Raw genomic sequence first — 24,123 nt, forward strand, 5'->3', positions numbered from 1 at the left:
ATGAAGAATAAGAAAAAAAGGGCTTATCAGTCTTCGGATTTGGTTAAGATTCTTGCGAAGAAATTTGGTTTTGAAGAGAAGTTGTTAGCTTTCCAAATCAAAGGTTTTTTAGAAGATTACCTAGATGATGAACTTTTTAAAGAAATAGGAGATGTTAATCTTTTGGATAAAACTTTAACCATAAAAGTAAAATCCCCATTGCTAAAAAATGATTTTAGAATGAGGAAAACTTTTTTTATTCAAAAATTTAAAGAAGTAGCAGGTGAAGAAATCGTAGAGGAGGTGTATTTTGTTTAGTTTTTCCCCTCTTTTTCTAGCTCTATTACCATTTTTTCGGCATTGGTATTAATTTTTGACTTTATAGGTATAAAGAATTTTGCAGGGTTCTTAATAAAAGAATTAAAAATCTCTTTGTAGATGAGTCTTATTTCTCCAAAATTAACCTTTCTAGAACGGAACGCTAATGACATTGACAACCCAAAACTTACAATAAAGTTAAAAAATCCGATTAGGAATACCGTGATGAAACTAATCCAAAAAGTTCCCATATCAATATCGAACCCTTTTCCGTATATGGCTAAAGCTAAGTTACCAGCGGCAAAGGTAATGTGTCTAATATCTAAATCTAATCCTAAAAAGTTCCCAATAGGAGCTGTGGCACCTAAGAACACTCCAAACCAAAAATTAGAAACAACACCAGCCCAATTTTTAGAATAAAATGCAGAAATGCTTCGTGCCGCCTTAGCTCCAAAGGCTTTGTTAAGGTATGGATTTTTAATAATTCGCTGGGGAATTTGGTAAAACCTAGAATTGTTGCTGATATTTCCAGATATAATCCCTGAAATAAATAGAAATACACCAGCTATACTAGCGTGTAGAATAGCCTTAGACTCTACTGGATTTAAGTCTCTTAAAAGTTTATTAGCCTTATCTATGGCAAGGTTTTGTTGGAAGATAATATCCAATCCATAGATAATAAGCAGAGCTACAGGGAAAGCAAGTAATACATTGCCTACAAACGCAATGAATTGAGTTCTAAATAATTTTGATACTAAGTCTGCAAAATCAGTATAGTTTTTAGAAGTATTTTTATCTTCGGATAATACTTTCGCCATGGTTGCCGCAGTCATAGCAGGTTGTTTGGTTGCTAAGGTATAATGCAAAAGATAAATGAGTACAAAGCCCATAGCATAGTTGAATGAGTACAAAAATGCGTGGGTAAATTCACTACCATTACTATAGCTGTAAAGCATTTTGAGAACACATAAAAACCCTACGATGATACCACCTCCAGCAGCTTTTTTAAACATATCCATGTACTGTTTATAATTGAAAGCGATATAATGAGTCCCTGCTTGTGCGGTATGGGTAGTAATGAGGTGAGAAAGTTGTAAGGTGCTATCTGCAAATAGTTCGCTGAAATTGTTTCTGTGAGATTTGTACCTAAGAATATTTTCTACCAAAGTTTTAGATTGCTCAAGATGAGTGGTTTTTTCCTCTGTAACTAATAGCGGTAATATTTCAGAAATTCTCACTAACTGTTGTCTAATTTTCATTAAAGACTGGTTGGTCTTACTAGACAACCCATATTTAGAGGTGTTTTTAAATGCTATTTTAATAAATTCTAAACATTGGCTGAGATAAACTTTAGCTTGTTTATAATGTTCGTTTTTAGCGGAAATTTGGACTTTTGGGTCTTCTTGGAATAGCTCTAAAAGACAATCAATTTCATTTTGTAGAGCAATAAAAGGATTGTCAAAATTTTTATATTCAGGAGCCATTTTAACCACTTCTACATCTAGAGCATTTCCTATGGCTCTCCATGCTAAAATATTGACGGATAGAAACAAATCTTTCTGAACGGATTCCTGTGCAAAAAGACTCTCAAATCCCATAATTTGTAGAAAAGTATTCTTTTCTTCTTCTGAGAGGTTAAGCAGAAAATCAAAATTCTGTTTAGAACTAAGTAGTATTTTTTCTATAACGAAAGAAACAGTGTCTTCATCTTCTACTGCTGGGAGTACTTTAGCAATTACTCTCTTTTTAAACTCTGCAAAGAAAGAGTTTTCGGATAAAATATTCGCTTCCGTAAGAGCAAGAACCATTCGTCTTCCTCGGAAAATATTTTTTAGATAATGAGCGAAATTATTTTTTAAATCTTCATTTTCGGTGAGTATATTTAATAAATGGCTAAAGCCTTCCTTTTTAGTAGCTTCGAATATTTCAGACAAAGGTTCTAGTGCAGAAGTTTCGTTCTGAAATTTAAAATACTTTGTAATGAGAGATTCTAATGATTCTATAGGACGATTACTAAATATATTCATAAAAATTATTTTAAAGAGATAAAGTTCATTTGCCTCATAATCCATTTATGCTTCCTATTGAGGTAAGGTGTTGGGTTTTTAGGGTCGTATTTCTTTGGGTTAGGCAATACGGCAGCTATCCAAGCGGCTTCGCTTTTGGTAAGGTCTTTAGATGATTTATTAAAATAGTACTGCGATGCCGCTTCTACCCCAAAAACGCCCTGTCCCATTTCTATAGAATTAAGGTATCTTTCTAGAATAATATCTTTAGACCAAATCTTTTCAATAATAAAGGTATAGACAGCCTCTAGCCCTTTTCTTATCCAACTTCTGCCATTCCATAAGAAGATGTTTTTGGCAGTTTGTTGAGAAATGGTGCTGCCTCCTTGTATGCTTTTGCCTTTTTCGTTGTGTTTCATAGCCCTTTCAATAGCTTTAAAATCAAAGCCGTTGTGGGTGTAAAAATTTTGGTCTTCGGAGGCTATAACGGCTTTTTTTACATGGTTGCCCATTTCAGAAAATGCAATATAATCTCTATCTAGTTTGTGGTATTTTATCAATCCTTCTACCTGTGTAATGGTAATGATGGGATTGAAAAACCGCCCACTAATTAGCATTAGTATATTTATCAGTACAACTAAAAACAGTATTTTCTTAATGAATTTAAACATAATTGATTTCCAAAAAGTAAAAAATTTCTCACAAAAATAAGGTATAATTTTTAAATACTGCCCCGTCGTGCATTTTAAAAATGGTTTTGTTTTAATGTTATTGACTTTACTACTAAAAAATAGATAATCGCAACTGGAAACGGTATCTTATCACTAAAAAATAGATAGTCGCGATATTGCCTCTTTTCTTATTCTAAGACAAATAGGGTAATTTCTGGATTGATGCCCACTCTTCCAGAAAATCCTAATACTCCAAAACCTCTGTTTACATAGAGATATTTCCCATTGCTTTCGTAGAGGTCTGCCCATTTAGGATAGCGGTATTTTACGGGAGACCACTTGATGTTTTTTAAATCAATTCCGAACTGCATTCCGTGGGTGTGTCCAGAAAGTGTGAGCTGTATATCTTTGGGGTGATGTTTTACTATGTGGTCAAAGTGGGTAGGGTCGTGGCTCATAAGTATTTTAGTGGCTTCTTCGGGAATGCCTTTAGTCGCTAAGTCTAAATCTCCAAATTGAGGAAATGGCAATTCTCCCCAATTTTCTACACCGATAAGATACAAAGAAGCTCCATTTTTATTGATGATATGGTGTTCATTTCTTAACATTTTAAAACCAGCTTTGTTTTGTAGTTCTATTAGTTTTGGGATATTTTGGGCTTTTTCTTCTTTGGAGTTCCATTGTCCATAATCTCCGTAGTCGTGGTTTCCGAGTACAGAGTATTTACCGTCTTTGGCTTTAATTTGAGAAAATAAATCAACAAAAGGTAAAAATTCTTCTGCATAATTATTCACCATATCTCCTGTGAATAGCACCAAGTCAGGGGTTTGTGAATTGATGAGTTCAATGGCTTTTCGTAATTTTTCAGGCTGACTAAAACTACCGCTATGGACATCAGAAATTTGAATGATTTTGTAACCTTTAAATTCTTTTGGTAGATTTTTTAGTTTTAGTCTTACTTGTCTTAAAGTATGGCGGTATTTTCCGAAAATAATTCCGTCAATCACAGAGGCTGAAAACAAGGCTGCTGCACCCAAGCCAATTAAGGTAATGAAGTTTCTTCTTTCTGGATAAAATGCAGATTTAGATAAAATGCGTTTAGTCCCAAATTGTAGAACTCTTATAATATCATCAAATAAAATAAACGCCAGTAAGAGCAACTTTGGAAGCATAAAAACCATGAAAATACTAGAGATAATAAACATTTTTTTATTATTTCTAGCAGAAGCATCAAAGGTTAGTATCTCAAAAAGTAGCCAACCATATAATGCAATAGTAATAAGCCAGTAAGTAATTTTAAACCAAGAGTTAGAGTAAAGAGTTCTAATAGCATTATAAATATAGAACTCTAGCAAGAAAAAAATAACGATAAAGAGAATTATGTTTTTTAACATAGATTTAGTTTTAACCTGTTGTGCAATTTAAACTATATTGGTTTTAATATTATTAATATTTCTATTGAAAATAAACTTATTAATGTATTGTAGTTAAGGAATTTATTTTGGCAAGTATCCTTGTTTTAAAGGCTTCAAATGATTTAGCATAGTTTCTTTTAATCATAAACTGCTGACAAAGTTGAGAGAAAAATGTCTCAATTTGTTTTCGCTTTTTCTTGTATAATGAAAATTGAGGAATATCATCTTTCTGATTCCTTCTCATTGGTGCATCTAATTGAATATTAGAATAGTTAAATAAATCTATTTGAATTTTTGCTGATTAAATATCCTCTCTTTCCAACTAAAGTATAGTTTTGCATTTGCTCGCCCATATCTTTTAAATAATGGATGTGGTGAACGGAGGTAGAGCTTAAAAATTCTTAATAACACCTTTTAAGGAATATATTGCCTGTAGTTTATAGCTATAGAAATACAATTTCTAACCATATGTTGGAGAAGAATAGGATGACTCTTTACAAATTTTTGAACGAGTAAAACGAGCTTTTTCACAAACTTTCATGGGCTTACCATAAGATAAATAGTTTCGTTGGTGACTGTGATTTTGGAATTTTTTTCTCATTTTAAAAACAATATCGCTCACTGACCTTTTCTGTGCGAATGTTTAAAAAGAGAGAGTATGTGCTATCTTACTCTTATAGAAATCCCTTTGTTGTTATAGACAATTCTTTCTTCCTCATAACCATGCAAATCAATTAAGGTATCCTTAGTGATAAAAAACGTTTCCGAAAATTTTTAGTTTACATAATTTATGAGTACATTCAATTTTATTGGATACTATGGAATCCTTAAGGGCTCTTTATTTTCTATATTACTCAACTTTAAGCAATTCTACAATCTCTTTATTCCCCTGCATTATTGCATAGTCAATAGCCTGATTGCCATAATTATCTATCTGATATTTATCAACACCATAGCTTAGTAGCAGTTTTACTATATCTCTGTGACCAAAGGTGGAAGCAAAAAACAAAGCATTAGCATTGTTATAATTTAACACATTAGGATCTGTTTTTGCTAAAAGGAGTTTTTCTACTATTTTAGTATACCCTTTGAATGATGCTCCCATCAAAGCTGTATTACCACTTTTATCTTGTAAATTTGTTTGTGCTCCAGATTTTAATAAAAGATCTATGCACTCTAGAGAATTATTGTAACTGGCCAATATAAGTAAAGAATGCTTTTGTGTATTTAGTGTGTCTATATTTTGCTTTTGAGCTATATATTTTTTCAGATATTCTACATCATTATACCTTACAGCGGAAAATACATCAATAGAAGAATTTTGTTGTGAATATGTTTTTTTAACAGTGAAGAATAAAATAGAAATAAATAAAATAAAAGATAATTTCATAGTAAGAGAAAATTAATTTTAAAATTCTAACAGGGAGAAAAATAATCTCCCTGCTAGAATTATCTATAAAATATCATTATTGCTAAAGTTTATTTTTTATACTTTTTATGGAATATACTTTCCACATCCTCTCTAGTAAGCTTAAGTTCAGAGGCTATTTTTTTACCTAATGAGTTATCTGCCATATAAAAATGTCCTGTTATTATTTTTTGAATATCCTTATTTGTAACTTGTTTAAGATCTGCTAACAAATTCTTAAGAAGATTTTCTTGATTCTTTTTATCTAAACTCCTATAAAAATCTCCTGCTTGTTTAAAGTCATTAGGTTTATCAATTTTATCTTGAGTAATAAACACATTAGAATATTCTCTTTTGGATTGCTTGTACTTAGCATCATCAGGTTTATTATTTATTCTAGATGGCTGATAGTTTGTATCGCTCTTAGTACCCCTCTCACTCATAGGTCCATCTTGATTGTTAGAATTTACACTAACAATAGGCCTATTAACAGCTAATTTTTGAAAATTAGCTCCAACACGATGCCTTTGTGTATCAAAGTAAGAGAAAAGACGTCCTTGTAAAAGTTTATCTTCGGAAGGCTCAATACCTGGAATAAGAGTCCCTGGAGAAAAAGCAGATTGCTCCACATGTTCAAAGTAATTATCTGGAATTTTATTGAGTGTCATAGTTCCTATTAGCATAGGTTTAGCATCTGTCTCATTCCAAATTTTAGTTGCATCCAAAGGAAAATAATCTAATTTATCAAAATCGGAAGGTTTTAAAATCTGTACATATAAATCCCACTGAGGATAATTACCTTTCTTTATATTGTCGTATAAATCTGTTGTGGCGTGTTGAAAATCCATTCCCTGTATTTTAGAAGCCTCCTCCATGCTTAAATTTCTTTCTCCTTGTTTACTTTTCCATGTATATTTTACATACACAACCTCTCCATTATTATTAATCCATTTAAATGCATGTACACTAGAGCCGTCCATTTCTCTATAATTTGCAGGTATACCATAATCAGAATACAATCTCATTAACATATGTGTAGATTCTGGAATGTGAGAAAAAAAGTCCAAGTAACGATTTGGATCTTGCCTATTGGTTATAGGAGATGGTTTTAGAGAATGAACCATATCAGGAAATTTAATAGCATCTCTAATGAAAAATACAGGTAAATTATTTCCTACAATATCATAATTCCCCTCTTTGGTATAAAATTTTGTAGCAAACCCTCTTGGATCTCTAAGAGTTTCTGGCGAACCTGTACCATGTATTACTGTAGAAAATCTAACAAAAACAGGGGTTTTAACACCTACTTCACTAAAAAGCCTTGCCTTTGTGTAAGGAGACATATCTACTTTACATTCAAATTCACCATAAGCTCCAGCTCCTCTAGGATGCACTACTCTTTCAGGTATTCTTTCCCTATCAAAAGCTGCCAACTTTTCTACCAGGTGAATATCCTGTAAAAGTACAGCACCATTGTTGCCAACTGTAAGAGAGTTCTGATTATCTCCCACAGGAGCACCAAAATTAGTCGTGAGAGTCTGTTGCCCCATGTAGGCAGAAACACTAAGCAATAAGCCTAGGCCAATAAATGTTTTTTTCATTGTTATATACGTTTAAGGTTTAACTTAATGACGAGGCAAAGATAACCCGTTGTGCATTATGAAATGAAAAAAACAAGAGTTGTTTATTAGACTGAAAATCAGTATATTGTTTTTGCTATAAAACGATATAAATGAACAACTTAGAGCAAATATATGAAAGAATTTTGGAAGTTTTAGGACTTTTTTCAGAAAATCAACTGATTAGTTATCAGAGAAGAACACCTAAAATGAGCGATTTAGAAGTCATAAGTCTTAATATTACTGCTGAATACTTGAGTATTGATAGCGAATTACAGTTATTTAGAAAATTGCCAAACTCTCTGATAAACAAAATTGAAAGAAGTGTTTACAATAAGCGAAAACGAAGACTATCCCTACAAACAGAGCAAATTAGACAGCGTATTTCGATGGAGTTCAATGAGTTTGAAGATATTTTTATCGTTGATAGCATGCCAATGAAAGTTTGTGAAAACGCTCGTTCTACTCGTTCAAAAATTTGTAAAGAGCAATCCTATTCTTCACCAACATATGGTTATTGTGCTTCACAGAAATTATATTTCTATGGCTATAAACTACACGCAGTATGTTCTTTAAATGGTGTGATTAAGAATTTTGATATAAGCCCTGCATCCGTTCACGACATCCACTATTTAAAAGATATTGGTGAGCAAATGCGAAACTGTACTTTAATTGGAGATAGAGGCTATTTATCAGCAAAAGTTCAAATAGATTTATTTAACTATGCTAATATTAAATTAGATACACCAATGAGAAGTAATCAGAAAGATTATATTCCTCAATTTTCATTGTACAAGAAAAAGCGAAAACGAATTGAGACATTTTTCTCTCAACTTTGCGACCAATTTATGATTAAAAGAAACTATGCTAAAACTTTTGAAGGCTTTAAAACAAGGATAATCAGTAAAATAACCGCCGCAACGGTTATTCAATATATCAATAAATTTATCTTCCAAAGAAAATTAAATCATCTAAAAATCAGTATTATTTAAAATGCACAACGAGTAAAGATAATAATTTTGTTTTATGTGCACAATCTATATAGGCTATGTATAGTATTGAGAAAAATTATTATATACTTTCTTAATTCTTGTCTATAGACTGATTTAAACTTTTTCTTGAGAAATAAAAAAGGGTTGACGAAATTTGTGTTGCAAAACATAATCATTTCAAAGCCAACTCTATGATGTGTAAAATACCTGATAAAGATACAATATAAAGAGGGGTTCAAGTGACAGTTCCTTTAGAAGAAGTAGTAAATGCTATCATTTTCAAATTAAAATTGGGAACCTAGTGGTATTTATTATCCATAGAATCTTTCTTTGAGGAAAAATCACTCTCGTGGCAATCAGTCTATTATCATTATCGAAAATAGTATAAAATTGATACTTTAAAGAATCTATGGTGTCAAATATTAGAAAAATTAGACCTTTCAAACCTATCCCTTGATGGAAGCCATACCACAGCCTTCAAAGGTGGCGAAGAAGTAGGCTATCAAGGAAGGAAGACTCTTAAAACCATACAATGACTATACTTAAATGATAATCAAGGTTTCCTTTTAGCTATTTCAACCCTGTAGTGGGTAACTATAATGACCTTTATGAAATAGAAGTTCAGTTTAAAACCATTACTGATACCCTTGAGAAAGCAAATATTGCATTTGATGGACTTTTTCTCAATGCTGATGTAGGTTTTGATTCTAAAGAGTTCCGTTGCTCTTGTGAAAAGAAAGAAATACAAGGTAATATTTGTCTTAACAAAAGAAATGAAGGTGTTTCTGATAGGGATGAGTATTTTGACCCTCTTCTCTACAAAGAAAGGTATAAAATAGAAAGAACCAATGGTTGGATTGATAGTTACAGGGCTTTACTAAATAGATTTGATACAACAGTAGCTAGTTGGCTAGGATTTAATTATTTAGCTTTTATAGTCATCGCTCTTAAAAAGTTTAAATAGCTTTATTCTTAAAGTTCTGAACTAGTAAATAATTAAAATTTAGGTTTTAGATGGCCATGACGGAGAATAAATCAATGGAGCCATTAAAGAATCTGTGGATGATCAAAAGTATTGTTTTTACAGATAAGCGTACTTACTTATATTGCTATAGTCAGCTTTGTGGAATTGCATATTATGGAAAAGAGTTCCAAAGAAACAACATAAGAAACTTTAAAATGGATTCATATTACTATTAGTGATGCAGAGAGGAATTTGTTGGGCGAACATCACAAAATTAAAAGAAACGCTCTTCAATTGTGCTTAAATGAGTTTATTTATAAGTTAAATTGAAGATATTTTAGAGATAAACTCTTTGAAAATTTGTTGTTGCTAATATTTATTGCAGAACTATGATTTGCGGATATAAAAATATTTTTATATCTTCAGACAATAATTCAAAAATATATTAGATATGATTGTGGAAATGAAATTGAAAGTATTGAGTGTAGGGGTGCTCTTTTTGGGGATTCAGAGCATAGTAGCACAAGAAGCAAAAAAAGACTCTATTAGAGAAATAGAGGAAGTAGTTGTACTTGGATATACCAAGGTCAAAAAGGAAAATTACGCAGGTACAGCCACTACTGTGGATATGAAATCTGTGGAAAGTAAAAATGTCTCTAGTATATCACAAGCTTTGGTAGGAGAGGCCTGCGGGAGTTCATGTTGTTACCAGCTCTGGTCAACCTGGTACTACGCCTACTATTAGGATTAGAGGTTTTGGCTCTGTAAATGGAAATCGTAGTCCTCTTTTTGTGGTAGATGGTATTCCTTATAATGGAAATGTAACTTCTATAAATCCAGAAGATATAGAGAGTACGGTTATTTTAAAAGATGCCACGGCAACAGCTATTTATGGGGCAAGGGGTGCCAATGGAGTTGTTCTGATTAACACTAAAACAGGAAGAGGGCGCTCTGTAATAACCTATGAATCTAAATTAGGTTTTAATATGGATCTGTTACCAAGGTATGATGTTATACGCTCTCCAGAGGAATATATAGAAATATCTTGGAATGCGATGTACAACAGAGGACTTTTATCTAGCACTGAAGACCAACTTATAAACCCTGTAGATTTTGCAAATTCTAATGTTTTTAGCAGAATAGGTATCAGCCCTAGGTACAATTTATGGGGAAAAGACATTAAAGATTTAATAGATCCAGTAACGGGGAAATTCAGACCAGGGGTCAGTAGGCTGTATACTCCTGAAAATTGAGGGAGGTATGCTTTTAATACAGCTACGAGAATAGAAAACAACTTATCTATTAGCGGAGGGAACGGTAATACCTCTCACTATGCCAGTATAGGGCATTTAAAAGATGAGGGCTACTCTATAAATTCTAGCTTTGAGCGTTTTTCAGGAAGGTTAAACTTAAGCCATAGGGCTAAACCTTGGCTAAAAGGAAGCTTCAATATTGGGTATACTTTTGCAAAGATTAAAAATATAGGACAGGGACAGGATTCTAGTAATATATTTCTTTTTGTAAACAATACTCCTCCTATCTATCCTTTATTTTTGCGGGATGAAGATGGAAACTTTGTTCCAGACCCATATTATGGAGGTAATCAGTTTGATTATGGCGAGGGGGGTAGAGGATTTTCTCCATTAGCTAATGCCATTGCCGATGCGATTTATGGAGCACAACGTTCTGAGCGACATGAGATGAATGCCAATTTCTTGCTTCAGGCTAATATTACCAAAGATTTGAGTTTTGAAACTCGTTTGGGAGGTCAGTATTATAATGGTTCAGGGTTAAGTTATGCTAATCCTTATTATGGTCCATCTGCAAATGAAAAAGGTAGATTATCTAGATCTGATATAGAACGTTTTACTTATAACTTCCAAAAAATACTTAGATACGAGTCTACTTTTGATACGGAACATAAAATAAATGCTTTAGCAGCCCATGAATCTCATTATTTAAAAGATAGATCCTTCTCTGCTAGTAAATATACAATGGTAGTTCCTGATCTGTTAGAATTTAATAATTTTATCAATAACAATTCTATTGGTTCTTATGTTAGTGATTTCTCTCTGGAGAGTTATTTTACACAGGTAGATTATAGTTATTTAAACAAATATTTCTTCACTGGAAGCTGGAGAACTGATGGATCCTCCAGATTTTTGATCAATAAGTGGGATCAGTTTTATTCTCTCGGTGCTGGTTGGATACTTTCTAGAGAGAACTTTTTAAAAGATAATAAAATTTTAAAATTCCTTAAACTCAAGACCTCTTATGGAACTACAGGAGACCAAGCAGGGGTGGGTTTTTACGGAGGGTTTGATGTGTGGAATGCTTCCAATTTTGCAGGAATACCCGTAGCTACTTTCAGTAGGGTAGGGTATCCTAACCTTACTTGGGAGAAAGCTAAGATGTTTCAAACAGGAGCTGAACTTACATTGTTTAACAATAGGGCTCTAGAGATTACTTTAGATTACTACAGAAAGCTTACCACACAGCTTATATTTGACAACAGAATCCCCCCTTCCACGGGTAATGCTATTATCAAAGTAAATGATGGACTTTTACTTAATCAAGGATTAGAGTTTAATATCATTGCACATTTGATACAGAAAAAAGACTTTTTCTTGGATTTCTCCATGAATGGAGAAACCATACGTAACAGAATATTACGTATGCCTATAGATTTTGCTACAGGTAGAGAGAAAATTATTGATGGTAGTTATGTTAGAGGAAAATCTCTATTTGATTTTTATATTAGAGAATACAGAGGAGTAAATCCAGATAATGGAGAAGCTTTGTTTACGAGGTATTATCATGATAAAAATGATAATGGTAAGTTAGATGATAATGAGGGTATCCTTTCGCTTTATGAATATATGGCTAATAATCCTAACGCGAAAATCCTGGAAACTACTACTGGTGATCTTAGTCAAGCTACTCTAAAATTTATCAATAAATCTTCTATTCCAGATTTAAGAGGAGCATTTAATATCAATACTGGTTATAAAGGTTTCTCTTTGAGTGTACAAATGCTTTATAGCATAGGAGGATATAGGATAGACAATGCCTATGCAGATTTAATGTCTTCTGGAAGAATAGGCAATAATAATTATCATGTGGATATACGTGATAGATGGCAAAAACCAGGGGATAAGACAGATATTCCTAGAATTTCATCAGGGTTTGGTCAAGATGATCTTTTTAATAATAGATCCACAAGATTCTTAACCAAAGGAGATTATCTTATGCTGAATAATATAAGATTAAGTTATAGTTTGCCTAAAAAATATTGCCAGTATTTAAATCTAAATAGTTTGGTATTGTCTGTGTCTGGAGATAACCTTTGGGTGGCGTCTCATAGAAGAGGTTTTAATCCTTATTTTATAAATGGTACCTATAGCTATAACCCTCTATCAACCCTATCATTTGGATTAAAAACAAGTTTTTAAAATATTAAAGTTTCATAAAAAACCATAAAAAATGAAAAATAAAATATTAAACCTAATAGTTTTAAGTATTTGCTTAAGCTTGAGTTCTTGTAGAAAAGACTTTTTGGATACTCAACCTACTGAAACATTACCTAATCCTCCAGCAGAAGCTAGAATAGGAGGGATATATCCTCTTATGGTAACACCAGGAGTGGGAGGTACGAATAGGCATGATGATTTTGGACAAAAGGGAATTGATATTTATTCTGATATGCTTTCTTCTGATATGGTCTTATGTGGTGATAATTATAGGTGGTATTCGGAGCTAGCACAGTTAATTTCAACTCGATCTAGGCAATTTGATGAAAACTATATATCTTGGAGATATTATTATCGTTTAATTTTTGTATGTAATAATATTATCCATTCTCTAGGGGGAGAAGAGGCTATCCCAACATCTAATGAAGATAAGTATGCTATAGGGCAAGTAAAAGCCCTAAGAGCATATTGTTATTTTTATCTTTTACAGCTCTACACCAATAAGTATGAGCCCTCAGGCATGGCCATTCCTTTATCATTGAAAACAGATCTTAAAGCTTTGCCAAAATCCACTCAGAAAGAGATCTATGATAAGATTACCAAAGATCTAGAAAGTGCTGTAGATTTATTAAAAGATTTTAAAAGACCTAACAAAGGCTATATAGATCAAGACGTAGCTAAAGGTATTTTAGTTTATGTATATTCTACCACAAAGCAACATGATAAAGCTGTAAAGCTTTGCGATGAAATTATTGGAAAATATCCTCTCACTACTGAAAAGGAACTTACGGGAGGTTTTAATGATATAAATACACCCAGTTGGATGTGGGGATTCGATTCCCAAATAGAAAATAGCCATAGCCTAGCATCTTGGTGGGGGCAAATGGATATATTTACCTATTCTTATCCTGCAGCAGGGGATTATAAAGCTATAGATGATCACTTGTATAATAAAATAGATGCTGCAGATTATAGAAAAAATCAATTTCTGACTTTAGAAGATCCGGATTTTCCTGGAGTTGCTTATAATAAGTTTTACGATGCAGATAGAGAAATACAAGGTAGGAGAATTGTTATTCAGGATTATATCTTTATGAGAGTGGATGAATTTCATCTTCTAAAGGCAGAAAATTTAGCTTTCCAAGGTGATATGAAGCAAGCTAAAGATGCAATTAAATCCTTTGTGAAAACAAGAATGAAAACCCCTGAAGCTATCAAAAAAGAGGACGAAAAAATAGATAAATTATCAGCGCAAGAGTTAAAAGATTATATTTACCTACAAACAAGAATAGAACTTTGGGGAGAAGGTAAATCTTACCTTGCCATGAAGAGAAACCAGGCTACCATAACCAGAGGTAAAAATCATCTATTTTATGCAGGTATGTCCTTTCAGTATGATGCTAATGAGCTTACATTTGAAATACCAGAAGAGGAAATTTTAAATAATCCTCATATACGATAGGTATAGTATTTACTAAAATAAAGAAAAGTGTAAAGGTAAAAGTGTAAAAAATCAAAAATAATTTGTCATGAAAAATATGTTCCATATACTCAAAAGAGTTATAGTAATCGTACTGCCTATGATATTTGTGATGTCATGTGAATCCAGAGATTATATGACAAGAAATATCAATACAGTTAAGCCATTATCTAATTATTTCGTGGATAAAGATAATAATCGTTTAACTGCTAATGATTTGCTTTCTCACATCAAAAAGCAAGCTGATATCGGAGAAAATATCCAGTTAACGGACATTAGATTAAGAAAATTAAACAAGGAAGAAAAATCTCCAAAAGATGGCCTAGAAGAAATTTATGTACTTGAAGCCAAAACTCAAGATGGGTATTCTAGTATTGCAAAAACCTTTAGAGTGAGAGGTAATAATAGACTTATGCTTGAAAATAGCAGTTGTAAGTGTACATCGTCAAAATGTAATAATGGTTGCAGTGCACAAATTTTTGGAGGAGATTGTATGTGTTCGTATTGCTCTTATGAATGTAAAAAAGAATCGAGCATCACATATTAAGGATTATTTTTACACTTTTCTTTAGAAGAGGAAGAAATAGAAGTATTTCTTCCTTTTTTTGTGCTAAATATTTATTAACACAAAAGCTAAAAAGGGTTCATGTTTTTTAATGTTAATTTTTTTGTTAAATACCTCACTGAGGTATTTACTCTAACTCAAAATATTTTTTAATATTCGCAATTAATTAAGGCTCTAGACTAGCAAACGATTAAATTTTATTTATTTTTACAATGGCAAACAACAATAAATTTAATCATTTTTCTAGTATTGTGGTTAATATATATAAAAATTACATTATTTTTTTAGATTGTAAATCAATAAGTTGCATATATAGATGAAGGATTTTATGTAAAAAAAAAAATTGCAATTGTAAAAAAAGATTTGTACATTCGGCGCATAATTTTAAATTAAAAAAATGAAAAATTCACTTAAATTTAGTTTGTTGTTTTTGGTGCTTGTTTTTATCTCTGTATGGCAACAATAACGATAAAGAGCTTAGGGATATTTTTAATTCTTCGAAATTTGTTACACTTACCAAGACATTTGGCATTGCTTCTAAGGACATAAATTTAGATAATTTTGAAAAAGAGAAAATAGATAATGATTCTTCAATTTATCGTTTTACAGTTACCAGAGATAATAATAAAGATTATTTGACTGTTATAAAAATGAACAATGAGGCTACTGTTTTTATCTTTGAAAAAAATAATCTTGATGAAAATGAAAACGGATATATTGAACAGTATGATGAGAAAGGTAACTTCCTTTTAGATTATAGAGTCAATAAATTGGTAAGCGGTAAGTATTCTGTTGTATTGAATGACTTTATGATTAGTAGAAGATTGGGGTTAGATTCAACAAATAAGTTGGATACAGTTACTGAAAGTTGGGTAGAATGTGTTCAAAGAGTACGCGATGTTATTAGGGAAGCGTGTAAATCTAATAGTGTATGTACTATAACTTGTGATTTGTCAGCAAGTTGTGAGGCGTATGTATATGGTCTTGCAGCAACGAGATGTACAGTAGATAGATTGAAAGACAGATATTGATTTTATAATTATAACAACAAAATTAAAGAACTATGGGTTTATTAATCGTCATTACTATTCTTAGTCTAATTATAGGAAATTTTGTTTATGCAATTTTAAACATAAGAAAAGATGATCCTTATAGGTTGTTATGGCATCTGTTTATATGTTTTTTTCCTATAATTGGACCTTTGGTATTTCTTTCTGTTAAAGGAAGATTAAGAGAAAAACATAATTATTAATATACAAAAAATGGGAGCGGTTTTAGTTTAAAAAATGGCATCCCACTTATACTTTGTTTACTATGAAAAATGTTATTCTAATATTATGTTTCATTACTACATATACATGTACCAGTGCTCAGAAGATTAACATATCATATGAAATTAAAAATGCTAAGGCTATCGTACCCTATCTTCTTTTAATTGATCAACAAAGATCTGTATTTATTCCTAAAGCTAAATGTATGCAAAATACGGAAGATATAATTCCGATTATTTCTTCTGAGGTGATAGTTGAAAAAACTACTAATGTTAAAATTTTTGATAAAGTTGGAAAAATTGGGGTTTATTTTATGCCTAAAGTTCAAAAATTAGATTGGGAAATAGTAGATGAAATAAAGGAAGAGAATGGGTTTTATTTAAAAAAAGCGCTTACAACATTTCAAGGTAAACAATGGGTAGCATGGTTTATTGAAGAAATAATGATATCCGAAGGGCCTTTTATTTTCAAAGGTTTACCAGGGCTTATATATTCTGTAAATAGTGAAAATGACGAAGCTAATAAAATTATTTTTCAACTAACAGAAATTATAGAAAAACAAGAATTATGTGGATTAGATTTTTCTAATTATAAAGAGCTTACGGAAGAAAAATATAAAAGTACAATTAAATCCTCTGCAGAAGTAGATAGTAAGTTACTAGAAAGTTTGATGAAATTAGATATTTCTGAACTTTCTGGTGGTGATTTTGAATCACTAAATGACAAAATTTTGAAGTCAAATCTACTAAGAGATTTACTAATCCAGTTTTCTTGAGAGAGTTATTATTTTCTAGGTCTAGAAACTACAAACATAAAGTTTTAATACTTTTTTAGTTGCTGTTGTAAAAATAAAAAATGGGGGGTGACTTTTAGACGAAGTCATCAAAAAAGTTACCCCTATTTTTTTATCAATTTCCATCACTCTTTTTCCATTTCCTTTACCTCTTTTATCCACCTCCATTCGCATTCTTTTAAATGTAGGTTAAAAGTAGATTTTACCCCATTAAATTTTGTTAATCTTCCACTTCATAAAACTCCAAAAACTTTCTATTCCATTAATGTGAACACCATTCTGATTGGAAAGACTTTTACTCTTGTCAATCCTAAAATGCTTCTCCTATCCCATATTTAGAAGTCCACTATAACCTCGCCAAACCTCGGTAAACAAAATACTTTCCAATGAAACTTTTCCTCGAATAACTTTTCTTAATGTTTTATTTTTTGCATTTGGAATCAATTCGGTATAAACCCTACCCTCTCTTTCAAAAACGCTAAAAACAGGTGGTTTCCATGTTCCTATTCCTCGTTTATGCGGCATATTAGCCCCCTTTAATCTTCTTGCTCTAAAAAAATAAACTTAAATCTGCTTATTGTTTTTCAAAAATCACCTCCCTAAAAATTCTAAAATAGCGGTTAATGGTATTCCTGTTGAGTTCTAAAATTTCTGCGGTTTTAGTCGTAGCAATATTGCTACAAAAACACTTAATTATTTTTTTTATTTTATAATCGCTAATTTTACTCCTATTCATAGGACTCATCAACAAAGTTAATCATTGTTTCATAGTCTTAAGCCATAGTAATTTAAGACTTATCTAAATAGTTTTTCTGATCCCATTGAGCATTATGAAATAAAAAAGCACCCTTGAAATATTGAGTGCTTTCATTTACTTTGTTATGAGTTATTATTATTATTATTATTATTCAAATTTTAGCACAAACATAAAACTTCTTCCTTGGGTAGAGGTGAGTGCAGACGTCCAGTAAGGTGGAGTGTTGGCATTATCTCTCACGAGTTCATTACCCATAGTAAAAGTTCCTCTAAAAGCTGGTGTAAGTTTAAATTTACTGAAATAAAACTGAATACCTATCTCTGCTGAATAACCAAAGTTATGAGTGGTGCTACGGAAAGTACCGTGGGCGTTATCATCTTCACTGCCAGAGTTAGATTGTAAATTAACTAGCCAGTTGATACCAGCCGCTGCGTAAGGTCTAGAGTTAAACCATCTATCAGCGTGTATTTCTAATAAAAGTGGAATATCTATTGTAGTTGCCTTAATCTTTCTCACTTTATCTTCTTCGGTAAGTGTTTTTGGAGTGAATGGAGCCTTGGCATCAGTAGCGTAGATGCTATTAACTTGGGTGTCAAAATACAGGTCTCTTTCTATAAATTGCATACCTGGCTCTAGTCTTAAATCTAGGTTTTTGTTGAGTCTCATTCTTCCTATCAATCCTGCCCCAAAGCTATAAGTAGGTTTGGAAGAAACTAAGTTCTTATTTCCTCTAGTACCATATTTAGGGTCTAGCACCATTTTATAATCGTTTTGGCTACCATTAAGGAAAAAACCGTAGCTGAGCTTTTTATCATCAATGCCTTCCATTCTGTCCATTCTATCTTTTATTCTGAACTGTGCAGAAGCCATGGCAGAAATACTAATGAGAGTTAAAAAAAATATCTTTTTCATGGATTATATTCTTATTTCTAGTATATAACAAAGAATATTGTTTTTTATTTTGTTGCTTTGTAAATAGTGGCTATACCTAAACTTTGTTTTTTGTATTCTACCTTTTTAAAACCTACATTTAATAGGATTTTTTTCATTTTTTCACCATAAGGGAAGGCATTTACAGAATCTGGTAAATAGGTGTATGCACGGCTGTCTTTGGAGATAAGTTTGCCTATTCTAGGGAGAATGTTTTTAAAATAAAACATATAAAAAGGAGCCAAGAAGCCTTCTACCTTAGAAAACTCAAGAATGTAGATGCTAGAACCTTCTTTTACCACTCTTCGGAATTCAGATAAGCCTTTTTCTAAGTTTTCAAAGTTTCTAACTCCAAATGCAGAAGTTACAGAATCAAATTTATTATCCTCGAAAGGTAGATTTTCGGCATCGCCTTTCATCATTTTTATTTTGTCAGAAAGATTTAGCTTTTTAACCTTCTCTATTCCAATATTTAACATTTGTTGCGACAAATCTAGACCTACAATTTCGGCTTTAGTACCTTTTTCCATAGCGATGGCGAGGTCTCCTGTGCCTGTGGCAATGTCTAATATTAGTTTTGGTTGGTCTTTTTTAAGCCAATTAACTAGATTTTTTCTCCAAATTAAATCCACTTTTAGAGAGAGAGCTCTATTTAGAAAATCATACTGTGGAGCTATATTATCAAACATAGCTTCTACTTCTTTTTTCTTTCCTGCTTCGGTGTTATATGGAGTAACTTGTGTTTTCAATTTTAATGTTTTTTAAAATTTATAATATTCGTTATAATAATTTAGAAAATCTTGTTTTCTGAATAGCTTGGTTCTCGACTCTACTTTCTGTATGTTTTTTACCACAGCATCGTAATCTTCGTCTACATTATAATAGAAATCTTCTATGTATAGTTTGTTGTAATGGGTTACATCACCTAGATAATCTTTATCATCTATTACGGTTTTTCCGTGAGATAATAAAAGTGAATCCTTGTTAGGAATATAGCCATAAAACTGTCTATTAACATAATAATCTTGATGAGCGATATTAAGTAAACCTCTTAATTTATTTACTTGAAAAGCAGAGTCGTAAATGATTTTTTTGTTATTATCAAAAACCTGAATGCTGTTTTTACCTTTAGATAAATCTACTTGTACAGATTGCCCTGCACTTATAATCTGTTCAGAACCATTATTTATTTTAAAATAATAAGTGTTAGGCGTTGGGTTATCTACCAAATAGTAATTTTTCTTAGCCAAGAAAAAAAAGTAAATAGCAAAGGCTAAAATAACCGCAAGAAAGGAAAAAATAAACCCTTTTACAGGAGCAGATAAATTCATAATCTTAAAAATTTACAGCCACAAAGGTAACATAAAACCACGATTTGAGCAATTTTACTCTTAAAACATAAAACTCTTTCTCCAAAGTTAAAGTGTTTATCATTATAATTATTAAATTTGCAGTCTAATTTATCCAAAATACTTATGCCAAATACAGTCATTATAGGTTCAGGAAGTTGTGTACCAAGCAATATAATTAAAGGGTCAGATTTTTTAGATTCTATTTTTTTTGATGATAATAAAGAGCTGATTGATAAACCTGTACAGGAAGTTATAGACAAATTTGTAGAAATTACAGAAATAGAAGAACGGCGTTATAGTAATCTAGAAGAGTATAACTCTGACTTAGGACTAAAGGCTTCTCTAGAGGCTTTGGAGGACGCTGGTATAGATAAAGAAGAACTAGATTATATTATTTACGCAAGTAATTTTGGTGAGGTAAGTAATAGTGGTGTTTCTGATTTTATGCCTAGTATGTCTGCAAGACTAAAGAATAAATTAGGGATTAAAAATCTTAGTTGTATCAATTATGATATGATATTTGGTTGCCCAGGCTGGGTAGAAGCTATGATTTTGGCGGATAGCCTTATTAAGGCAGGGAGAGCTAAATATATTTTGGTTGTAGGCGGGGATACTCTAAGTAAAGTAACCGACCCTTACGATAGAAATAAAATGATTTTTGCTGATGGTGCTGGTGCTGTAGTGGTAAAGGCTGACGAAAGTAAAGATAAAGGCATTATTGCGGATAGTACTTTGTGTTTTAATGGGGAGGAACTAAGTTATTTAGAAAACTCGTCTTCGTTGAATCCAAATGTACCACAAGACAAAAATTATATCAGAATGCGTGGGAGAAAAATTTATGAATTTGCTCTCAAATATGTCCCAGATGCCATAAAATCTACAATAGATAAAGCAGGATTAAGCATTCAGGACATTGATAAAATTTTAATTCATCAAGCTAATGCTAAGATGGATCATGCTATTATTTCTCGTTTGCATCGCCTTTACGGAATGAAAACCTATGATGAGGCAATAGCACCAATGACGATTCAGAAATTTGGTAATTCTTCCGTGGCTACTGTACCTACAATGTATAATCTTATCAAGAAAGGGAAGCTAGGTAATCATCAATTTAAACAAGGAGGATACATTGTGTTCGCTTCTGTAGGAGCAGGAATGAATATCAATGCAATTCTTTATAAAATGGACTAAACTTCTGTTATTATGAAACTGATTATCAAACTTCTTATTGTAGCGGTAAGTGCCTTTGTACTTCAGTATGTACTATCTGGAGTGCATATTGCTTCATTTGGCACTGCGGTGATATTTGCAATTATTTTAGGTCTATTAGACATCACAGTAAAACCTATCTTGAAAATTTTAGGTTTTCCATTAACTATTATTACTTTGGGTTTATTTTCGTTAGTCATTAACGCCTGTATTATGCTTTTAGCAGAATATCTAGTCAATGGGGTTGTTATTGATAGTTTTTGGTGGGCATTAGGTTTTAGTATTGCTTTGTCTGTCGTTACTTCTGTGCTTAATGACTTGTTTTTGAGTAAGAAATAATATTTTTTTACTTCGTATAGAATAATATAGTTTCCAGCAAAGCATCTGTACATACAGGGCAGAAATTTTCTGGAGTGTTAGACTTCATTCTGCAATCTTGTACAGGGCTATATATACCTTTTGGAGTGTAGCCACCGCCTTCAAATACTCCAATACTATTCTTATATAACTCCGTTCTAGGCGTTGGTATAGGTGTATTTTTATTAACCTTATGCTTCCATTTTTTGCCAAAATCTACTAGAGTGGTGAGGTTAGGTTCCCAAGGTTCTATTTTTAAATTATATAAATCGGTAGTTCCACCAGAGTTGTTGTAATATTCATCTCCGAGACCAGCAAAGCCGTGTCCAAATTCGTGCACAAATACTTTTTCAGATAAGTAGTTATCCGCTGATACCAAGTTAATCACATTATAAAAACCACCGCCACCATATCTTGGTGTATTTACGATAACAAAAATTTGGTCATAAGGTACATTGGCAGCTATATCTGAAATTTTAAAAGAGGATAAAGTAGTAAGATAGCGAGGCTCTCCGAAGGTATAAAAATGAGAGTTTAAAATGGTGTTTTTATAAATATTTTCTCCAGAAATATCCGTTCCAGACTCTTGGGAGGGCGACTCTATGGTATATACATTAAAATGATTTCTATTTGATTTAAAAGGCTCTACGCTCATCATATAATCAATAAAGCGTTGAGCGTCTTTTTTAAATTTAGACATTTCTTCGGTGGTGTAGCCTTCTGCTAGAATGGCGATATCTACTGCATTTTGTGGAGGTTTATGACCGTAAATTTTAGTTGAAGGATAGAAAGAAGGCGTTTCTTTAACAATATCAAATTGATTAGGATTGATGGCTTCTGTAAGAAGATTAGAAAACGAACCATCTCTTTCTCTAGACTGTACTTCAATAATAATGTTTTGTTTAGGGAAAGGTATGGTGAAAGTGTTTTCAAAAGACTTGTATTTGTTTTTAGCTTCTTCGGTGGCTTGCCATTCGCTGAATATGGGGCTGAAGCCTTTAGAAAAAATCATTTTTTTGGAAAGCTCATCTTTTATCACAATTCTATAGTTCCCCAAATCTGGAAAAATAAGCTGTGCCGAAGTCCCACCACCGTAGTGAGGTTCTTTTTTTAGTTGATGTATGGTAGCTGTTTTGTAGGTATGGTTACCTGCGAGTAACAAATCTATGCGGAGACTTCCACTAGTGAAATAATCATCAAAATTAAGAGCTTGTGCCATACTCATCTGTGATAAGATAAGCATTGTTATAATGAGTAGATGGTATTTTATTTTCATAAAAGTAGAATATGCTTCACACAAAGTAATGAAAAAATCCTCAAATAACTTTAAAAAACAGATGTCTTATTTTTTAATCCAATCTTACTTAACTATATTTGCAAAATTATAATATATCTGATTATGAAATGTGGAATTGTAGGTTTGCCTAATGTAGGAAAATCAACCTTGTTTAACTGTCTTAGTAATGCAAAAGCACAGAGTGCTAACTATCCTTTCTGTACCATAGAGCCTAACTTAGGAACGGTATCTGTACCAGACCAGAGATTGTTTGAGTTGGAAAAATTGGTTAATCCAGAGCGAGTTCTTCCTGCAGTGGTGGAGATAGTGGATATAGCGGGACTGGTTAAAGGAGCGAGTAGAGGAGAAGGTTTAGGTAATCAGTTTTTGGCAAATATCCGTGAGTGTGAGGCTATTATCCATGTATTGAGATGTTTTGATAATGGGAATATCGTGCACGTAGAAGGTTCGGTGGACCCATTAAGAGATAAAGAAATTATAGATATAGAGCTACAACTAAAAGACATAGAAACTCTAACTAAAGCGGTAGAAAAAGCTAAAAAGTTTATAAAATCAGGGAAGAAAGAGGATGTTTTAAAATACGAAACATTAAAAAATATCTTAGAGTTTGTAGAAAGCGGAAGAAATGCTCGTGAGTTTGAAACTGACGATATTACCCAGCTTATTATAGACGAAATACAATTATTAACTAAAAAGCCTGTGCTTTATCTTTGTAATGTAGATGAAAACTCTATTAAAAATGGTAATGAATGGATAAGTAAAGTGGAGGAAATAGCTCAAAAAGAAGGAGCGGAAGTGTTGGCTTTGGCAGCACAGATAGAGGCAGATATTAATGAGCTAGAAACCTACGAAGAACGCCAAATGTTCTCAGAAGAGTTAGGGCTAGAAGAGCCAGGAGTTAACCGTCTTATCCGTAAAGCGTATGAACTTTTAAAGTTGCAAACTTATTTCACAGCAGGCGTAAAAGAGGTAAGAGCATGGACGATAGGTAAAGGTTGGACGGCGCCTCAAGCGGCAGGAGTTATCCATACTGATTTTGAGAAAGGGTTTATCCGTGCGGAAGTAATTAAGTACGAAGATTTCATCAATTACGGTTCGGAAGCTAAGGTAAAAGAAGCAGGTAAACTTTCTGTGGAAGGTAAAGAATATGTGGTACAAGACGGTGATATTATGCATTTTAGATTTAATGTTTAATATCTAAATCAAATAATAAAAAAATCCTCATAACTTAGTTGTGAGGATTTTTTGTTTTTAATTATGATGTTGTTTA

At 32.2% G+C, this 24,123-nt stretch carries 23 protein-coding genes and 3 pseudogenes; 14 read left to right on the plus strand and 12 right to left on the minus strand.

Annotated elements, in window-relative coordinates:
- Nucleotides 1-297, plus strand: a complete 297-nt coding sequence (locus RA0C_RS01130) for a hypothetical protein (protein ID WP_004919282.1) — start codon at nucleotides 1-3, stop codon at nucleotides 295-297.
- On the opposite strand, the gene RA0C_RS01135 is transcribed toward RA0C_RS01130, so the two are convergent.
- The 6 genes and pseudogenes from RA0C_RS01135 to RA0C_RS01155 all read right to left on the minus strand — a co-directional run bounded on the left by RA0C_RS01135 (nucleotide 294) and on the right by RA0C_RS01155 (nucleotide 7,398).
- The gene (locus tag RA0C_RS01135; RefSeq protein ID WP_013446667.1) at nucleotides 294-2,324 is read right to left on the minus strand and encodes a recombinase; all 2,031 of its coding nucleotides are present in this window, start codon (nucleotides 2,322-2,324) and stop codon (nucleotides 294-296) included. The two genes, RA0C_RS01130 and RA0C_RS01135, sit on opposite strands and share 4 nt — an antisense overlap.
- Nucleotides 2,325-2,329: 5 nt before the next feature.
- Nucleotides 2,330-2,974, minus strand: a complete 645-nt coding sequence (mtgA, locus tag RA0C_RS01140; RefSeq protein ID WP_013446668.1) for a monofunctional biosynthetic peptidoglycan transglycosylase — start codon at nucleotides 2,972-2,974, stop codon at nucleotides 2,330-2,332.
- A gap of 188 nt (nucleotides 2,975-3,162) precedes the next feature.
- Nucleotides 3,163-4,368 (minus strand): metallophosphoesterase, encoded by a 1,206-nt coding sequence (locus RA0C_RS01145; RefSeq protein WP_004919276.1) that lies wholly within the window; start codon nucleotides 4,366-4,368, stop codon nucleotides 3,163-3,165.
- A gap of 27 nt (nucleotides 4,369-4,395) precedes the next feature.
- Nucleotides 4,396-4,933, minus strand: a pseudogene (locus RA0C_RS10240) (IS982 family transposase); the annotation flags it as partial.
- Nucleotides 4,934-5,239: 306 nt separating this feature from the next.
- The gene (locus tag RA0C_RS01150) at nucleotides 5,240-5,779 is read right to left on the minus strand and encodes an ankyrin repeat domain-containing protein (RefSeq protein ID WP_004919274.1); all 540 of its coding nucleotides are present in this window, start codon (nucleotides 5,777-5,779) and stop codon (nucleotides 5,240-5,242) included.
- A gap of 89 nt (nucleotides 5,780-5,868) precedes the next feature.
- On the minus strand, nucleotides 5,869-7,398 hold the full coding sequence (locus RA0C_RS01155) for a catalase (RefSeq protein WP_004919270.1): 1,530 nt from the start codon (nucleotides 7,396-7,398) through the stop codon (nucleotides 5,869-5,871).
- Between the two features lie 131 nt (nucleotides 7,399-7,529).
- Between RA0C_RS01155 and RA0C_RS01160 the strand changes: the two genes are divergently transcribed.
- From RA0C_RS01160 to RA0C_RS01200, 10 genes and pseudogenes are all read left to right on the plus strand, one after another.
- Nucleotides 7,530-8,408 (plus strand): IS982-like element ISRa1 family transposase, encoded by an 879-nt coding sequence (locus RA0C_RS01160; RefSeq protein WP_004918508.1) that lies wholly within the window; start codon nucleotides 7,530-7,532, stop codon nucleotides 8,406-8,408.
- Between the two features lie 586 nt (nucleotides 8,409-8,994).
- Nucleotides 8,995-9,372, plus strand: coding sequence for a transposase (locus RA0C_RS10360; RefSeq protein ID WP_004919269.1), 378 nt, complete (start codon nucleotides 8,995-8,997; stop codon nucleotides 9,370-9,372).
- A gap of 70 nt (nucleotides 9,373-9,442) precedes the next feature.
- Nucleotides 9,443-9,702 (plus strand): annotated as a pseudogene (locus RA0C_RS10365) (transposase); the annotation flags it as partial.
- A gap of 148 nt (nucleotides 9,703-9,850) precedes the next feature.
- Nucleotides 9,851-10,117, plus strand: coding sequence for a hypothetical protein (locus RA0C_RS01170; RefSeq protein WP_229578568.1), 267 nt, complete (start codon nucleotides 9,851-9,853; stop codon nucleotides 10,115-10,117).
- Nucleotide 10,118: 1 nt separating this feature from the next.
- On the plus strand, nucleotides 10,119-10,625 hold the full coding sequence (locus RA0C_RS01175; RefSeq protein ID WP_225908288.1) for a TonB-dependent receptor plug domain-containing protein: 507 nt from the start codon (nucleotides 10,119-10,121) through the stop codon (nucleotides 10,623-10,625).
- Nucleotides 10,626-10,673: 48 nt separating this feature from the next.
- Nucleotides 10,674-12,824, plus strand: a complete 2,151-nt coding sequence (locus RA0C_RS01180) for a TonB-dependent receptor (RefSeq protein WP_229578570.1) — start codon at nucleotides 10,674-10,676, stop codon at nucleotides 12,822-12,824.
- 31 nt (nucleotides 12,825-12,855) lie between these two features.
- Nucleotides 12,856-14,304 carry a RagB/SusD family nutrient uptake outer membrane protein gene (locus RA0C_RS01185; protein WP_004919265.1) on the plus strand — a complete coding sequence of 483 codons (1,449 nt, stop codon included), beginning with the start codon at nucleotides 12,856-12,858 and terminating at the stop codon, nucleotides 14,302-14,304.
- 130 nt (nucleotides 14,305-14,434) lie between these two features.
- Nucleotides 14,435-14,869: a hypothetical protein gene (locus RA0C_RS01190; protein ID WP_225908234.1), complete on the plus strand. Its 435-nt coding sequence runs from the start codon at nucleotides 14,435-14,437 to the stop codon at nucleotides 14,867-14,869.
- Between the two features lie 668 nt (nucleotides 14,870-15,537).
- A complete protein-coding gene (locus RA0C_RS10515; RefSeq protein ID WP_228481917.1) occupies nucleotides 15,538-15,918 on the plus strand; it encodes a hypothetical protein in 381 nt (126 codons plus the stop codon).
- Nucleotides 15,919-16,201: 283 nt separating this feature from the next.
- On the plus strand, nucleotides 16,202-16,933 hold the full coding sequence (locus RA0C_RS01200) for a GLPGLI family protein (protein ID WP_013446669.1): 732 nt from the start codon (nucleotides 16,202-16,204) through the stop codon (nucleotides 16,931-16,933).
- A gap of 21 nt (nucleotides 16,934-16,954) precedes the next feature.
- Here RA0C_RS01200 and RA0C_RS10435 read toward each other — a convergent pair whose 3' ends face one another.
- The 5 genes and pseudogenes from RA0C_RS10435 to RA0C_RS01220 all read right to left on the minus strand — a co-directional run bounded on the left by RA0C_RS10435 (nucleotide 16,955) and on the right by RA0C_RS01220 (nucleotide 19,969).
- Nucleotides 16,955-17,119 (minus strand): hypothetical protein, encoded by a 165-nt coding sequence (locus RA0C_RS10435; RefSeq protein ID WP_004919257.1) that lies wholly within the window; start codon nucleotides 17,117-17,119, stop codon nucleotides 16,955-16,957.
- Nucleotides 17,077-17,696, minus strand: a pseudogene (locus RA0C_RS10250) (IS1595 family transposase). Before RA0C_RS10250 ends, RA0C_RS10435 begins: the two are co-directional and overlap by 43 nt.
- 159 nt (nucleotides 17,697-17,855) lie before the next feature.
- Entirely contained in the window at nucleotides 17,856-18,620 is a 765-nt protein-coding gene (gene porT / locus RA0C_RS01210) for a type IX secretion/gliding motility protein PorT/SprT (RefSeq protein ID WP_004919251.1), read from the minus strand.
- A 44-nt stretch (nucleotides 18,621-18,664) separates the two neighbouring features.
- Nucleotides 18,665-19,387, minus strand: coding sequence for a bifunctional demethylmenaquinone methyltransferase/2-methoxy-6-polyprenyl-1,4-benzoquinol methylase UbiE (ubiE, locus tag RA0C_RS01215; RefSeq protein WP_004919248.1), 723 nt, complete (start codon nucleotides 19,385-19,387; stop codon nucleotides 18,665-18,667).
- Nucleotides 19,388-19,399: 12 nt separating this feature from the next.
- On the minus strand, nucleotides 19,400-19,969 hold the full coding sequence (locus RA0C_RS01220) for a hypothetical protein (protein ID WP_004919246.1): 570 nt from the start codon (nucleotides 19,967-19,969) through the stop codon (nucleotides 19,400-19,402).
- Nucleotides 19,970-20,113: 144 nt separating this feature from the next.
- Here RA0C_RS01220 and RA0C_RS01225 point away from each other — a divergent pair, with 144 nt between their 5' ends.
- Together RA0C_RS01225 and RA0C_RS01230 are read left to right on the plus strand one after the other, a co-directional pair.
- Nucleotides 20,114-21,181 (plus strand): 3-oxoacyl-ACP synthase III family protein, encoded by a 1,068-nt coding sequence (locus tag RA0C_RS01225; RefSeq protein WP_004919245.1) that lies wholly within the window; start codon nucleotides 20,114-20,116, stop codon nucleotides 21,179-21,181.
- Nucleotides 21,182-21,193: 12 nt separating this feature from the next.
- Nucleotides 21,194-21,538, plus strand: coding sequence for a phage holin family protein (locus RA0C_RS01230; RefSeq protein WP_004919243.1), 345 nt, complete (start codon nucleotides 21,194-21,196; stop codon nucleotides 21,536-21,538).
- A gap of 7 nt (nucleotides 21,539-21,545) precedes the next feature.
- On the opposite strand, the gene RA0C_RS01235 is transcribed toward RA0C_RS01230, so the two are convergent.
- Entirely contained in the window at nucleotides 21,546-22,832 is a 1,287-nt protein-coding gene (locus RA0C_RS01235; protein ID WP_013446671.1) for a M64 family metallopeptidase, read from the minus strand.
- 123 nt (nucleotides 22,833-22,955) lie between these two features.
- Between RA0C_RS01235 and ychF the strand changes: the two genes are divergently transcribed.
- A complete protein-coding gene (gene ychF / locus RA0C_RS01240; protein ID WP_004919239.1) occupies nucleotides 22,956-24,047 on the plus strand; it encodes a redox-regulated ATPase YchF in 1,092 nt (363 codons plus the stop codon).
- The last annotated feature ends 76 nt before the right edge of the window (nucleotides 24,048-24,123 follow it).

This window comes from Riemerella anatipestifer ATCC 11845 = DSM 15868 (assembly GCF_000252855.1).
Lineage (GTDB): Bacteria > Bacteroidota > Bacteroidia > Flavobacteriales > Weeksellaceae > Riemerella > Riemerella anatipestifera.